Origin of the sequence: Methylocella tundrae (assembly GCF_901905185.1) — a bacterium.
GTDB classification, from domain to species: Bacteria; Pseudomonadota; Alphaproteobacteria; order Rhizobiales; family Beijerinckiaceae; genus Methylocapsa; species Methylocapsa tundrae.
On sequence record NZ_CABFMQ020000131.1, the window covers coordinates 39,947 to 54,011 of the forward strand.

Below are 14,065 nucleotides of genomic sequence, written 5' to 3' on the forward strand. Positions count from 1 at the left end.
ACGAAGATAGGATCGGCTCCAGCTTCATGCTAACAGCCTGCTTTACGCAGCCAGCAGGTGGAAGCCTCAATGCCGATCGAGTTCCGTCGCGCCGCACGGGCGCTGATCTCCGTCTCCGACAAAACCGGCCTCGTCGATTTCGCGCGCGGCCTCGCCGCTCTCGACATCGAGCTGATTTCGACCGGGGGCACCCATAAGGCGCTCGTCGAGGCGGGGCTCGAGGTCCTGGACGTCGCCGACGTCACCGGCTTTCCGGAGCTGATGGATGGGCGCGTCAAAACCTTGCATCCGAAAGTGCACGGCGGCCTCCTCGCGATCCGCGAAAACCCCGAGCATGAGGCGGCGATGCTGGCGCATGGCATCAGCCCGATCGACCTTCTCGTGGTGAACCTTTACCCGTTTCAGGCGACGATCGACGCGGGGGCCGATTTCGACCAATGCATCGAGAACATTGACATCGGCGGTCCGGCGATGATCCGCGCCGCCTCCAAAAATTTCAATGACGTCGCCGTCATCGTCTCGGTCGAAGATTACGCGCCTCTACTCGCGGAACTGCGGGCGAATGGCGGCGCGACGACGCTCGCCCTGCGGCAGAAGCTCGCACAGAAGGCGTTTGCCCGCACGGCGACTTACGACGCCGCGATTTCGAATTGGCTCGCTGAACAGATCGGCGAGGATGCGCCGGCCTTCCGCGCTTTCGGCGGCAAGCTCGCGCAGACCCTGCGCTATGGCGAGAACCCGCATCAGAAGGCGGCTTTCTATGTGACGCCCGAACGGCGTTACGGCGTCGCCACCGCGCGGCAGCTGCAGGGCAAGCAGCTCTCTTATAACAATATCGGCGATACGGACGCGGCTTTCGAACTTGTCGCCGAGTTCGATCCCGAGCGCACCGCCGCCGTCGCCATCATCAAGCATTCAAACCCGTGCGGGGTCGCCGAGGCGGCCAGCATCGAGGCGGCCTATGCGCTGGCGCTTCGCTGCGACCCGGTTTCCGCCTTTGGCGGCATCGTCGCCCTCAATCGCCGCCTCGACGCCAGGGCGGCGGCGGAAATCGTCCAGGTCTTCACCGAAGTCATCATTGCGCCCGAGGCCGACGAAGAGGCGATCGCGATCGTCGGCGCGAAGAAAAATCTGCGCCTGCTGCTGACCGGCGGCATGCCCGATCCGCGCGCCAGCGGCCTGACGCTTCGTCCTGTCGCCGGCGGCCTGCTGGTTCAGGGGCGCGACAATGCCGTCGTCGACGATATGGAATTGCGCGTCGTCACCAAGCGCGCGCCGACCGAAGCTGAATGGCGCGATCTAACCTTCGCGTTCCGGATCGCGAAGCATGTGAAGTCGAATGCGATCGTCTACGCCAAGGACGGCGCGACGGTCGGCATTGGCGCCGGGCAGATGAGCCGCGTCGACTCGACGCGGATCGCGGCGATGAAAGCGGCGGACGCCGCCAAGGCGGCTGGATTGCCACGCAGCCTTGCCGTCGGCTCGGTGGTCGCGTCCGATGCGTTTTTTCCTTTCCCCGATGGCGTTCTGACGGCAATCGAGGCGGGGGCGACGGCGCTCATTCAGCCGGGGGGATCAGTACGCGACGCGGAGGTCATCGCGGCGGCGGACGCCGTGGGGGTCGCCATGGCATTCACCGGATTCCGTCATTTCCGCCACTGATTTTTCGCACACCCATTTTCTGGCGTGGCCCGGAGCCGCGGAGTTAATCCTCCGTTAAGGCTATATCTGATTGTTTTATTTAATAAAACGCTTTGCAATTTATTGTGAATGCTGCAATGCAGCAGGGTGTGATATGTCACCTACTGTTCAGTTTGAACGAGCGATAGTGATCTCAACGCCGGGACAATGACCCCCGGTTAAGTTTCGGGAAACTCTCGGCGGCTATCGCTGAATAGGTATCGGAGAGACTAAAATGCTTATCAGCACAACGGACTCTATTGATGGAGGCCGTGTTCTTTATCCCATCGGCAAGATCAAGGCCGCTTCTGCCTGGCACGTCGTGCAGGTCGACGGCCTCCAAAGCAACTGGCGTGAACTCGCTCTGCGCGAATTGATCCGTCAGGCGGAAGATGTCGACGCCGATGCAATCATCGATGTTAATTATGAGACGGACGGGGTTGTTCCTGTCGAGGAAACCGGCGTAAGCCTCCGGCGCATTCTTGCTACCGGAACGGCTGTGAAGCTCGCCCTCGCTGCTTGAGTATCAAGGCGTTCGAAAAGCCAATCCGCTCAGCGACTCGCCCCCGCGGCGAGTCGCGAGCCGGCCCGGATAGATCGAGAACGATCTCCGCCTCACGCCAAAGCGCGCCGCCGGCTCCGACCTAGCTCAAAACATGGAACCGCCGCCGCCATCGAGCGCTGAATGGCGGCCCGCAGAATGCTTGCGCAACGCGCAATCCGCATCAGATTGCCGATAAGCGTAAAGGGCTGAGCGGCCGGCGCGTCTGCTCAGTGCTGGGCGTGCGGCCCGATTTGCTGAACCGATTCGCTGAATTGATCGACCTGATCGCCGAAATGATCGCGCGTCTCCGGATCGACGATGGCGACAGGGGCGGAAACAACGAGGCCGGCGGCGTGACCAACCGACGACGCGGCGCTCGCCGTCGTTTCCATGATTTTCTCGCCGAAGCCGACTTGTGAATTGGTCAGGGCCTGGCCGGACGCAAGGCTGCGGCCGATCAGTTCGACGATTTTCGGATCCTCGGCGAATTTGCCGTGATTGAATTGATCATGCGAAGGCAGGTGGGTGAGATTGATGACGGTGATATTTTCCCGCTCGAGCATGGATTTGTAAGGCTCGATATCGGGATTGATGGCCCCTAAGCGCGGGGCGCCCCACAGCTGTTTCGACGCGGCAAGCGCGCGGTCGTCTTCGGACACGAATAATGCGATATGCGGGCGATCAGGTCCCATCGCCGCGATCTGTTCGCGGGAGACGTCGACATCGACGTCCGGATCCGCGAGGAGGACGAGTTTGATCTTCTCGGCGACGCGTCCATCGCGGATCGCCATTTGCCGCAACGCTTCGAGGGTCACCCAATTACCCATCGAATGGGCGAGGATCGAGATTTTCTTGACCTTCGGGTTTTTGACTAGATAGCGCAAAAGCGCTTCGAGAGAGTCGCGAGAATAATTTGTGCTTTCGCGATCATAGCCATAGGCGAAGACATTGCCTTTCGAGGGCCAGGTGAACAGAACGGGCGCGACCTCGCCAAGAGCGCCCGAATCGTGCAGAATCTGCGCGAAGCCATAGACAGTGTTTTCGTAGCGCTCATTGAAGCCATGCACGAAGACCAGCGCCTCGCTTTTATTCGATTCGCTGAGAAGCCGGGAGAATGTGGCGATCGCCTGATCTTTGTTGATGACCTCGGCCTTAAGGGTCACAAAATCGGTTTCCGGATTGCCCGGAAGCTGCTTTGGCCACTGAACCTGGCCGATCGTGCGATTGGCGTCCGGCGGAATCGAAACCATCATGTCGGCGAAACTGGGCTCAAGGGCTCTGCCTCCCGCAAACATGATCGCTGAACTCTCAGCCCGCGTGCGCGTCGTCGCAACCACCATTTCGACGTGGGATGTTCCCGGCGCGTCGGCGTAGGAGGAGGGCACGGGAGCGAGGTAGCCATTGATGGTGGAGCAGCCGCCGAGGACCAAGGCGGCGATGCAGGCCAGCGGCGTGATGCGCAGGATCGACGCCGCGCCAAGCCGCGCATTCCTTCGCGCACGCGAAGGACGTGCATTGCAGCGCGCGCGCGAAGGAAACGCTTCGCCTCTACACAAAACCTGACGCATCTGACCAACCACGCCGCCGCGCGGCCCGGATCTGGGCCGTCTGACCGGACCGTGGCTTTATCGCGGCGCCTCGTCAAGGCGCGAGGTCTTCGCAAGAGGCGTCAATTAAAAATTGCATTAAGGGCGCCGCATTGGCGCCACACCGTCGCGCAGGCCCTTCTGCGTGCTGGAGCACATTCCGATCAGATCGGTCGATCTGATCGACAAGAATATGCTCCAGCTTTTGAGTCTGGAGCGATTTCTGATCGATCGAATGACTCCATTCAATCGGAAAGCGCTCTAGGCGCTTTGCCGTTCCAGGCCGCGGACGAGCGTTTCGTCGACTTCTTCCGTCCAGACGCGAAAGCCCTTGAGAATGTGCGGGCCAAAAGAGGTCGCGAGCGGAATATCGGTGGCGTCCCGTCCCCGCGCCACGGTGATACGGCCGATGCGCGGCGTATTGTGGCGCGCGTCGAAGGTAATCCAGCGGCCGTCGAGATAGGCTTCGAACCAGGCGTTGTAGTCCATCGGCGCGGGATCCGGCGGAACGCCGATGTCGCCAAGAAATCCGTTGGCGTAGCGCGCCGGAATATTCATGCAGCGGCAGAAAGCAACGGCGAGATGCGCGAAATCGCGGCAAACGCCGATGCGTTCATTATAGGCCTCATAGGCCGTGCGCGTCGCTCGCGCATATTGATAGCCGAAGGTCAGATGGTTGCAGACGAAATCGCAGATCGCCTTCACCCGCGCCCAGCCGCGCGGCGCCGATCCGAACAATTGCCAGGCGATGTCGCCGAGCTTGTCTGTCTCGCAGTAGCGGCTGCCGAGGAGATAAACCAGCGTTTCGCTCGGGAGAAATTCCAGCGGGACTTCCTGGGCGTGTTGCTCATAACCGTCCGGCAGACCATTGTCCTCGATGACGAAATCGCGCGAAACGGTGAGGTCGCCGACCGGGGCGACGAACCGTCGGACCTGATTGCCGAATGAATCCACATAGGTATGCGTCGCGATCGACGGATTGGCGCTAAAGGGGGTTTTGTAGCGAATGCGATAATCATATTCGGGATGCGAATCGAGAAGACACACCATCAATGTGGGTTGAAAGCATTGAAACGTGAGTTCGTATCCGTAGCGAATCAGCATGGGTGGTCCCGTTCATCTCTGTCGGCTGAAGGGACCGCCCGACGCGTGTCCCTCGCAACGTCAAATTCGCGTCATAAAGCGCCGACGACGTTTCGAGTTCCATGCGCCTCAGCCCATAAGTTAGGCATTGCGCTCGTAAATTCCGATCATGCACCCCTTGGCCAGCGTGTGCCCACGCAGGATTTTAAGGATTTCCTTTTTGCCGGGAGGCTCATTGAGCTCCGGGATATGATCAATTGCATAAATTTCGAATACATAACGGTGCGGCCCGTGGCCCGGCGGCGGATCGGGCGGCGTCCATGACGCCTGCATCAAAGAGTTCCGGCCAAGCAGCAGTCCCTCGGTCGCCGCGGCGCTTTTACGCGTCAATGCGCCAGGAATGAGATCATCGTCGCTGGCCGGCGTCTTGATCGCCAGAGCGTGAATGAAGGGCGCCGGCGTCGGGCTGTCCGCGTCCTCAACGACAAGCACGATGCCGGCGGCGCCATCCGGCACCCCGCGCCATCGCAGCGGCGGCGATTCGCCCTCCCCATCGGCCGAGAAAAGCGGCGGGATCGCTTCGTTGTCATCAAAGGCGACGCTCTCGACCCTGATGATTTCGGGCGCGTCCAAAGCAGCGTCGGCGTAGATCAGCTTTTCGAGCCCCGGCCGCACATTTTTGAGCGCATGGCCGATCGACGAGGGCAATTTCCCGAGCATGGATCACCTCTTTTGGTAAGCTGAGGTAACGCGCCGGAAGCCGAATGGTTCGAAGCGAAAGCTTTGCGTGGAGAAGCGGGACCGTTCAGCCCCTGTAGGCGACGAGCAACGCGCCGCAGGCGATGAGCGCGACCCCGGCCCAATTGGGACCGCTGAGGCGTTCGCCCAGAAAAGCGACGCCGAAGATGGCGACAAGAACAGTCGAAAGCTTGTCGATCGGGGCGACGCGGGCGGCCTCGCCAAGTTTAAGGGCGCGAAAATAGCAGATCCAGGAGGCGCCGGTCGCAAGACCCGAGAGGGCGAGAAAAAGATAGGTGCGCGGCGAAATCGACGCGAGCGGCTGAAACTGCCCCGTCGCCGCGAGAATCGCGCTGAGCACGGCGACGATGATGACCGTGCGGATGAGTGTGGCGAAGTCGGAATTGACGTTGGCGACGCCAACTTTTGCAAAAATCGCCGTCAATGCCGCGAAGCATGCGGAGAGAAGCGCCCAGATCAGCCAGGGCGCGGCGAGGCCCTTCACAGCCTCTGGCTTTCGCTGTCCGCCAGCAGGGAGGCCTGATGATGGGTGATGAGGGCGTCGATGATTTCGTCCAGCGCCTCGCCGGTCATGACCTTGTCGAGCTTATAGAGCGTCAGGTTAATGCGGTGATCGGTCACGCGGCCTTGCGGAAAATTATAGGTGCGGATGCGTTCCGAACGGTCGCCCGAGCCGACTTGCGAGCGCCGGTCCGCCGCGCGCTCGGCGTCGAGCTTTTGTCTTTCGGCGTCGTAGATGCGCGAACGCAGGAGCGACATCGCCCGCGCGCGGTTCTTGTGCTGGGAGCGTTCGTCCTGCACGAAAATGATCGTGCCGGTCGGAATATGGGTGATGCGGATGGCCGATTCCGTCTTGTTCACATGCTGGCCGCCGGCGCCCTGCGCGCGCATGGTGTCGATTTTCAGATCAGCTTCGTTGATATCTACGTCGACGTCCTCCGCCTCGGGCAGCACGGCCACGGTCGCCGCCGACGTATGGATGCGCCCCTGCGTTTCGGTATCCGGCACGCGCTGGACGCGATGCGCGCCCGATTCGAACTTGAGGCGCGCGAAAACGCCGCGGCCGACGATCTCGGCGATGATCTCCTTGAATCCGCCCGCCGTTCCCTCGCTGGCCGAAATGATCTCGACCTTCCAGCCTTTCGATTCAGCGTAGCGTTGATACATGCGGAAAAGATCGCCGGCGAAAAGCGCGGCTTCATCGCCGCCGGTTCCGGCGCGCACTTCGAGAATGGCGCTTTTTTCGTCCGCGGCGTCCTTCGGCAGGAGCGCGATCTTCAATTGCTGCTCCAACTCCTCAAGACGCATGTGCGCGGCCCGCAGTTCCTCTTCGGCAAGGCCGCGCATCTCGGCGTCCGTCGCGGAATCAGCGAGCATCGCCTCAAGCCCGTCGACCTCGGCGGTCTGCGTGCGATAGTCGCGGATCGCCGCCGCGACGCCCTCAAGCCCGGCGAGTTCGCGCGAGAGCGAGACGAACAACGCCGGCTCGACCGCCTCGTTGAGGCGGGCGGAGATTTCCTCGAAGCGGCGTAAGATGAGATCGAGCTTTTCTTGCGGCAGCATAATTGTGTTGAAATGGAAGGGAATGGACGCGGTTTGCGGAACAGGGACCCGACTTATATAGGTATCCCCTGATCTTCTGCGAATGTGCGTAACGCGTCGCGCAGACTATGGCCAGCCGTCTTTTCGACGAGCAGGCCGGTGACGAAGGCGCGGGCGAGACGCAGATCAGTTGCAAGCGTCATCGCCTTCACAGGGCCGATCGAGGCGGCCGAGACCGAAAGTCCGCGGTAGCCGATCGCCAGCAGGGCCAGCGCCTCGATCGGTTTGCCGCCCATTTCGCCGCAGAGCGTTAGCGGCGTCGATGACGCGCGAGCCGTGTCCACGATCTGCTTCAAGGCGCGCAGGAAAGGCGCGGACAGGGAGTCGAAGCGCTTCGACACGCGCTTGTTGTCGCGGTCGGCCGCGTAGAAATACTGCATGAGATCGTTCGATCCGACCGAAATAAAATCGACGCGGCTGCACACTTCCTGCAGGTCCCACAGGAGTGAAGGCACCTCGACCATAATACCGACCTTGAGATCTTTCGGCGGCTCGCGTCCATGACGAAGCAAGTGCGCCATTTCGCGATCGAGCAGGGTTTTTGCGGCGCTGAGTTCGTCAAGCGTTGCGATCATCGGAAACATGATGCGCAAATCGCGACTGGCGGCGGCGCGCAGCAGGCCGCGGAGCTGGGTGCGCAAAAGCCCCGGCCGGTCGAGCCCGATGCGGATGGCGCGCCAGCCGAGCGCCGGATTCTCCTCCTGCAGCTGGGTCATGTAGGGAAGCACCTTGTCGGAGCCGATATCCAGCGTGCGGAAGGTGATCTGCTTGCCTTGCGCCAGATCGAGCGCCGCGCGGTAGAGCCGCTCCTGCTCGCTCATTTTTGGAAAGCGGGAGGCGAGCATGAATTGCAGCTCCGTGCGGAACAGGCCCACCGAGATGGCGCCGGTCTCGGCAAGATGCTGCAGATCAACGAGAAGGCCGGCGTTCATGTGGAGGTCGATCCCGACGCCGTCTTTCGTGACGGCGGGGACATCCCGCAGCTTGCGATATTGCTCCTGCCGTTTGGCGCGCAGCCGCGCCTTTTCGGCATAGGCGTGTTCGACGTCGGGCGTTGGCCGCACCTGCACGTCGCCGAGCGCCCCGTCGACGATGATCGCGTCCCCCGGTTCGACGAAATCAAGGATATTGGCGACGTCGCCGGCCGCCGGAATGCCAAGCGCGCGGGCGACGATCGCGACATGACTGCCGCCGCCCGCGTCTTCGAGGATGAGCCCGCGTAATTTGGAGCGGTCATATTCGAGCAGCGCGGCCGGTCCCATCGTGCGCGCGACGATGATCGCATTATCGGGCAATTCATCATGCGCCGAGACGAAACTCTGTCCTGTCAGCTCGTGCAGCAGGCGATTGGCGAGATCGTCGAGATCGTGCAGGCGCTCGCGCATCGAGGGATCGGTGTGGCGCTGCAGCTTGGCTCTCGCGTCGTTTTGGACGCGCTCGACGGCGGCCTCGGCCGTGAGGCCCGTCGTCACGGCCTCGCGCAGGCGGCGCAGCCAGCCGCGATCATGCGCGACCATGCGGAAGGTCTCGAGCACGTCGCGATGTTCGCCCGGCCCCATATTGCCGCGTTCAATCAGATTGTCGATCGAATCGCGCATCGCGGCGATGGCTTTGTCGAGGCGCGCTATCTCTTGCTTGACGTCTTCGGCGACGAGTTGTTTGACGATGATGCGCGGCTCGTGGAGGACGACATGGCCGAGGCCGAGCCCTTCAGCGAGAGGGGAGCCTTTGAGGCTGAGCGGACGGCCGAGGGCGATGTCGGCGCCGGGCTGCACGATCGATTGCAACTCCCCCGAGGCGATCATCTCGGCGAGCAGCATGGCCGTCGTCTGGAGCGCCTCGATTTCCTCTTCCGTATAGACCCGGCGCGCCCGGTTCTGGATGTCGAGCACGCCGAGCGTATTGCCGCCGCGCAGGATCGGCACGCCGAGGAAAGAGGAATAAATTTCTTCGCCCGTCTCGGGACGATAGGAAAACGCGGGGTGATTTTGCGCGTCGGCGAGAGCAAGCGGCTCGGCGGTCTCGGCGATCAGTCCGACGAGGCCTTCGCTCGCCCGCATAGTGGTGAGATGGACGGCTTCGCGGTTCAGGCCCTCTGTCGCGTAGAGCTCAAGCCGGCCGTCGGCGCGAAGGACATAGACCGAACAAACCTCGGCGACCATATTGGCGGCGATGTGAACGACGATCTTGTCGAGCCTAGCCTGCGGACTGACCGGCTCCGCCATGACTTCGCGAAGCCGGCGCAGCAGCAGACGGGGTCCGCCGAGGGCGCCATACATGGCTGTTTCCTGTCCAGGCCTTGAGGCCTCATGATCATGCGCCAAGGGCGCGAAAAGAGCGCTGAGCAGGCTCTCTCCTGCCTTGGGTTCGTTTAACCAGTGCAAACCCCGGACCGCAAGAGAATGTAGGGCGTTTGCGAAGGAATGCGCGGCAATTTGCGCTTCAGGCTTTATCGAGGCCGTAAAGCGAATGAAGAGTCCTGACCGCCAATTCCGTGTAGGCCGCCTCAATCAGCACCGAAAACTTAATCTCGGACGTGGTGATCGCCCTGATATTGATGCCTTTTTCCGCCAAAGCCTTGAACGCGCGGGCGGCCACTCCCGCGTGGCTGCGCATGCCGACCCCGATGGCGGAGATTTTGACGACATCATTCGCTCCGTGGAGGCTGGCGAAACCAATCTGTGGCTGCGCCTTAAGCAGAATGGCTTTGGTTCGTTCAAAATCGGCGGCTGGCACCGTAAAAGTCATGTCGGTCGATCCCGCATCCTCGGAAGCGACCTGAATGATCATATCAACATTTATGTTAGCTTCGGCGAGCGGCATGAATATGGCGGCGGCGACGCCCGGATGGTCCGCCACCTGCCGCAAAGTGACCTGCGCTTCATCCCTTGAAAAAGCAATGCCGGTGACGACCTGCTGCTCCACAATATCCTCCTCATCGCAAATCAAGGTGCCGGGTTGCGGATTTTCCGGATCATCAAACGACGAGCGCACGAATGTCTTGACCTTGTGCACCATGGCGAGTTCGACCGAGCGCACCTGCAGGACCTTGGCCCCGAGCGAAGCCATTTCCAGCATTTCTTCGAACGCCACGCGATCGAGGCGGCGCGCTTTCGGAACGATCCGCGGATCGGTCGTATAAACGCCGTCGACGTCGGTATAAATGTCGCACCGGTCCGCCTTGATCGCGGCGGCGATGGCGACGGCGCTGGTGTCGGAGCCGCCGCGGCCAAGCGTCGCGATGCGGCCGGTGTCCTTGTTGACGCCCTGAAAGCCAGAGATCACAGCGACTTCGCCGCGCGCTTCAAATCCCTTGATGATCGCCGACCCGTCGATGTCGAGAATGCGCGCCGACCCGTGCGAATCGGAGGTGAGGATCGGCACCTGCCAGCCCTGCCATGAGCGCGCCGGGATGCCGGCGTCCTGCAGAACCAGCGCGAGCAGCCCGGCGGTGACCTGTTCGCCCGACGAGACCACCGCGTCATATTCGCGCGCGTCATAGAGTTTCGCGGCTTCACGGCACCAGCCGACGAGTTCGTTGGTCTTGCCCGACATGGCGGAGACGATGACGGCGACGTCAAAGCCAGCCTTGCGCTCGCGCGCGACATGCCTTGCCACATTCCGGATGCGTTCTATGTTTGCGACCGACGTGCCGCCAAACTTCATGACTAGACGGGACATCGGGGCGAAAAGCGCTCCTTGGCTGGGCTTGCGCGAGAGGGGTCATTCGGCGGCCGATTTGCGTCGATAGGCTCCCGGAGCCTATCAAGTCGAATCAGCCTTCGCCGGCGCGGCGAAGGCGGTATCGCTTCGCCTCGCGGCGGCGCATTCATGCAAAGGCCGGCGCGGCGAGTCAATGCAATAAAGCCCAGCGGAATGCAAACCATGGTTCAAAGGGAAAAAATCGCGCCCGAATCGACCGTCGATCCGGAGGATGTCGCAAGATTCGACCGGCTGAGCGACGAATGGTGGCGCCCTGACGGGCCGATGGCGGCGCTGCACAAATTCAATCCCGTGCGCGTCGCTTATCTGCGCGATCTGCTGAGCCGCCATTTCACGGTCGACGGGCGCCCGCGCGACCGTCACGGGTCCCAGCCGCTCGCCGGCCTGCGCGTGCTCGACATCGGCTGCGGCGCCGGCATTCTGGCCGAGCCGCTCGCCCGGCATGGCGCGGTTGTGACCGCGATTGATCCGGCGCCCCGGAATATAGAAGCGGCGAAGGATCACGCCGCTCTGGCGGGCCTCAAAATCAACTATCGCTGCGCGACCGCCGAGGCGCTGAACGCCGAGGGCGAGGTTTTCGACGTCGTCCTCGCGATGGAGGTGCTGGAGCATGTGCGCGACGTACAAGGCTTCCTGCGCCACGCCGGCGCGATGACGCGGCCCGGCGGCGTGCTCGTCGCCGCGACGCTCAACAGAACCTTCAAAAGCTTCGCCTTTGCGATCGTCGGGGCCGAATATGTGCTGCGCTGGGCGCCGCGCGGCACGCATGACTGGAGCCAGTTCATCACCCCGGCTGAGCTCGGAAAGTCGCTCGAGGCGGCGGGCCTGCGCGTTTTCGATGAGACAGGGGTCGTCTTCGATCCGCTGGCGGGCAAATGGCGGCTCGCGCATGATATGAGCATCAATTACATCATGGCCGCGGTCAAACGCGTCTGAACCGCTTATCCCGTACTCTTTCCGGCCGGGGAGGGCGCGTTTTTGACAGATCCGTCGCTTGCGTTTGCCGCTCATCCCATCGCGTTTTGGAAAGCATTATTCCCTCTGGCGGGCGCTGGCTTGGACGCGGCGACGAGGCTATCGCGAATCGGCGCGGGATTGGTCAGAATTCGAGCTGTCATGAGGCGAGATTTCGCAGCGCCTCCGCGACGCGCGACATTGGCTCGCTCCAGTCGCCGAGCCGGCTTTGCCTTACAAGGCGCATCGAGGGATACCAGGGGCAATCCTCGCGATCGAGCAGCCAGCGCCAATCGGGAATGCGCTGCAGCAAAACGGTGACGGGCCGGCCGAGAGCGCCGGCGAGATGCGCGGTCGAGGTATCGCAGGAGACGATAAGGTCGAGGCTCTGCATGAGAGCCGCGGTGTCGATGAAACTGTCCGGACCGGCGTCGAAGTCCGCGCCCATCTGTTCGAGCCAGGGTAGGGCGGCGAGATCGTCCTGCGGCGGCAGGTCGGCCGGCCTTTGCAGGCTGATCAGCCGCACGCCCTCGCCGGTCCGCCCTGCGCCTATGAGCCTCTCGAACAGGGCGAGCGGCACGGCGCGGCCGCGATCGGCCTTCAGATTGGCGCTCCCGCGCCAGCAAATCCCGACCTTGAGGCCGTGCGAGCCAAGCCGAGACGCCCATTTTTGGACAAGAGCCGGCTCGGCAAAAAGATAGGGAATAGGCGTCGGGATCGAATGGAGCCGCGTTTTCAGCGCGCGCGGCAGGCTGCAAAGGGCGATTTGAAAATCAAAGCGCTCACCGCGTCCAAGATCGCCCGGCTCGAGGCGGTCAATAAGCCGAAGCGGCGGCGCGAGGCTCTTGAAAAGCCGGTGCAGACGCCGGCGGCAGAAGAAGGTGACGTTGGCGCCAAGCTCGGTGAGAACGAGGCAAAAGCGCACAAACTGAATCGTGTCGCCAAAACCCTGTTCGTCGAAAACGATGATGCTTTTGCCCGCGAGCTTCTGACCTTCCCATTCGGGAACGGCAAGCTTGAGCGCGTGCTTGGGCGTTCTGCTGATAATCCAGCGCGATTCATAAAAATCCCAGCCCCGTGCGAACTCGCCGCGCAGCAGCAGCAGGACCGCTTTGTTGTTCTTCGCATGGTCCGAGTCCGGCTGCAACGCGAGGGCGTTATCCAGCCCGGCCAGAGCTTCGCCGAGCCGGCCGAGCTGCTTTTGCGCGCCCGCGCGTCCGATCAACGCTTCCGAATAGTCAGCGCGCAAAGCGAGCGCCCGCTCATAATCGGACAGCGCCGCCTCCGGGCGCTGCGTCGCCAGCATCAGATTGCCGCGATTGTTCCAGGCTTGAGGAGAATGTGGGTCGGCGCGCAAAGCGGCGTCAAACGCCTTGTCAGCCTCCCCATAGCGGCCGAGCGTCAGCAGAGCGGCGCCGAGGTTGTTCCAGGCGGCGGCGTTGTCCGGATCGTTGTTCAATGCGCGATCGTAACAGGCGATGGCCTCGTCCAGACGATCGAGACCTTGCAGAATATCGCCGCGATCAATCAGGGCTTCGGTGAAGCTCGGGCTGAGGCGCACCGCCTCGTCGAGAAATTCGATGGCGCCCTGCGGATAGCCGAGATCACGCAGGACAAGCGCGCCGGCGCGTAAAGCCTCCGGATAGGCGGGATTGAGCCGCAAAGCGGCATCGTAAGACACAATCGCCTCATCGAGCCGGCCGGCCGCGCGCAAAAGATTGCCGCGATTATAGAAGAGCGCCGGCTCTGCGAGTCCAAGACGATGCGCCTCGTCATAGCATGCGAGCGCCTCCGCCCGGCCAAGCTGCTGCAGCGCCGCTCCGCGATGGAGCCAGGCTTGCGTATTGGCGGGATCGAGGCTGAGCGAACGATTGAACCAGTTAAGCGCCGTCTCATAGTCCGCGGCGCTGAGGCAAATCAGGCCGATGAGCGTGGATTTTTCCGGACTCCCAACTTGCTGCGAGTCCAAAGGGCGCACACCAAGCAGGGCGTCCTCGGTCCGGCCGCTGCGAAGCTGCGCGATCGACCGCTCGATGGCCGCGTCAACGCCATCCTCAACGCGCTGTCCTTGATCGTAATTCAAGAGTCAGCGGCCTGCGCCGGGCGATCGCGCTGCATGTCGATCGAACTCCAT

The 14,065-nt window shown here is 62.4% G+C and carries 11 protein-coding genes; 3 read left to right on the plus strand and 8 right to left on the minus strand.

Going from position 1 to position 14,065, the window contains the following annotated elements; genetic code table 11:
• The first annotated feature begins 69 nt into the window (after positions 1–69).
• Positions 70–1,662: a bifunctional phosphoribosylaminoimidazolecarboxamide formyltransferase/IMP cyclohydrolase gene (gene purH / locus MPC4_RS18380; protein WP_174513811.1), complete on the plus strand. Its 1,593-nt coding sequence runs from the start codon at positions 70–72 to the stop codon at positions 1,660–1,662.
• A gap of 253 nt (positions 1,663–1,915) precedes the next feature.
• On the plus strand, positions 1,916–2,203 hold the full coding sequence (locus MPC4_RS18385; RefSeq protein WP_174513812.1) for a heavy metal-binding domain-containing protein: 288 nt from the start codon (positions 1,916–1,918) through the stop codon (positions 2,201–2,203).
• Positions 2,204–2,451: 248 nt separating this feature from the next.
• On the opposite strand, the gene MPC4_RS18390 is transcribed toward MPC4_RS18385, so the two are convergent.
• From MPC4_RS18390 to MPC4_RS18420, 7 genes are all read right to left on the minus strand, one after another.
• Positions 2,452–3,792 carry an alpha/beta hydrolase gene (locus MPC4_RS18390; RefSeq protein ID WP_174513813.1) on the minus strand — a complete coding sequence of 447 codons (1,341 nt, stop codon included), beginning with the start codon at positions 3,790–3,792 and terminating at the stop codon, positions 2,452–2,454.
• 279 nt (positions 3,793–4,071) lie between these two features.
• Positions 4,072–4,914 carry a transglutaminase-like domain-containing protein gene (locus MPC4_RS18395; protein WP_174513814.1) on the minus strand — a complete coding sequence of 281 codons (843 nt, stop codon included), beginning with the start codon at positions 4,912–4,914 and terminating at the stop codon, positions 4,072–4,074.
• 120 nt (positions 4,915–5,034) lie between these two features.
• On the minus strand, positions 5,035–5,613 hold the full coding sequence (locus MPC4_RS18400) for a YbhB/YbcL family Raf kinase inhibitor-like protein (RefSeq protein ID WP_174513815.1): 579 nt from the start codon (positions 5,611–5,613) through the stop codon (positions 5,035–5,037).
• A gap of 85 nt (positions 5,614–5,698) precedes the next feature.
• Entirely contained in the window at positions 5,699–6,136 is a 438-nt protein-coding gene (locus MPC4_RS18405; protein WP_174513816.1) for an EamA family transporter, read from the minus strand.
• On the minus strand, positions 6,133–7,215 hold the full coding sequence (prfA, locus tag MPC4_RS18410; RefSeq protein ID WP_134491218.1) for a peptide chain release factor 1: 1,083 nt from the start codon (positions 7,213–7,215) through the stop codon (positions 6,133–6,135). The genes MPC4_RS18405 and prfA overlap by 4 nt, the downstream gene beginning before the upstream one ends.
• Positions 7,216–7,268: 53 nt before the next feature.
• On the minus strand, positions 7,269–9,533 hold the full coding sequence (gene ptsP, locus MPC4_RS18415) for a phosphoenolpyruvate--protein phosphotransferase (RefSeq protein WP_174513817.1): 2,265 nt from the start codon (positions 9,531–9,533) through the stop codon (positions 7,269–7,271).
• Between the two features lie 163 nt (positions 9,534–9,696).
• A complete protein-coding gene (locus tag MPC4_RS18420) occupies positions 9,697–10,935 on the minus strand; it encodes an aspartate kinase (protein ID WP_134491223.1) in 1,239 nt (412 codons plus the stop codon).
• A gap of 204 nt (positions 10,936–11,139) precedes the next feature.
• Between MPC4_RS18420 and ubiG the strand changes: the two genes are divergently transcribed.
• Positions 11,140–11,913 (plus strand): bifunctional 2-polyprenyl-6-hydroxyphenol methylase/3-demethylubiquinol 3-O-methyltransferase UbiG, encoded by a 774-nt coding sequence (gene ubiG / locus MPC4_RS18425; protein WP_174513818.1) that lies wholly within the window; start codon positions 11,140–11,142, stop codon positions 11,911–11,913.
• Positions 11,914–12,091: 178 nt separating this feature from the next.
• Here the strand turns inward: ubiG and MPC4_RS18430 are convergent, their stop codons facing one another.
• Complete coding sequence (locus MPC4_RS18430; RefSeq protein ID WP_174513819.1) at positions 12,092–14,014, minus strand: tetratricopeptide repeat protein; 1,923 nt, start codon at positions 14,012–14,014, stop codon at positions 12,092–12,094.
• Positions 14,015–14,065 lie beyond the last annotated feature (51 nt).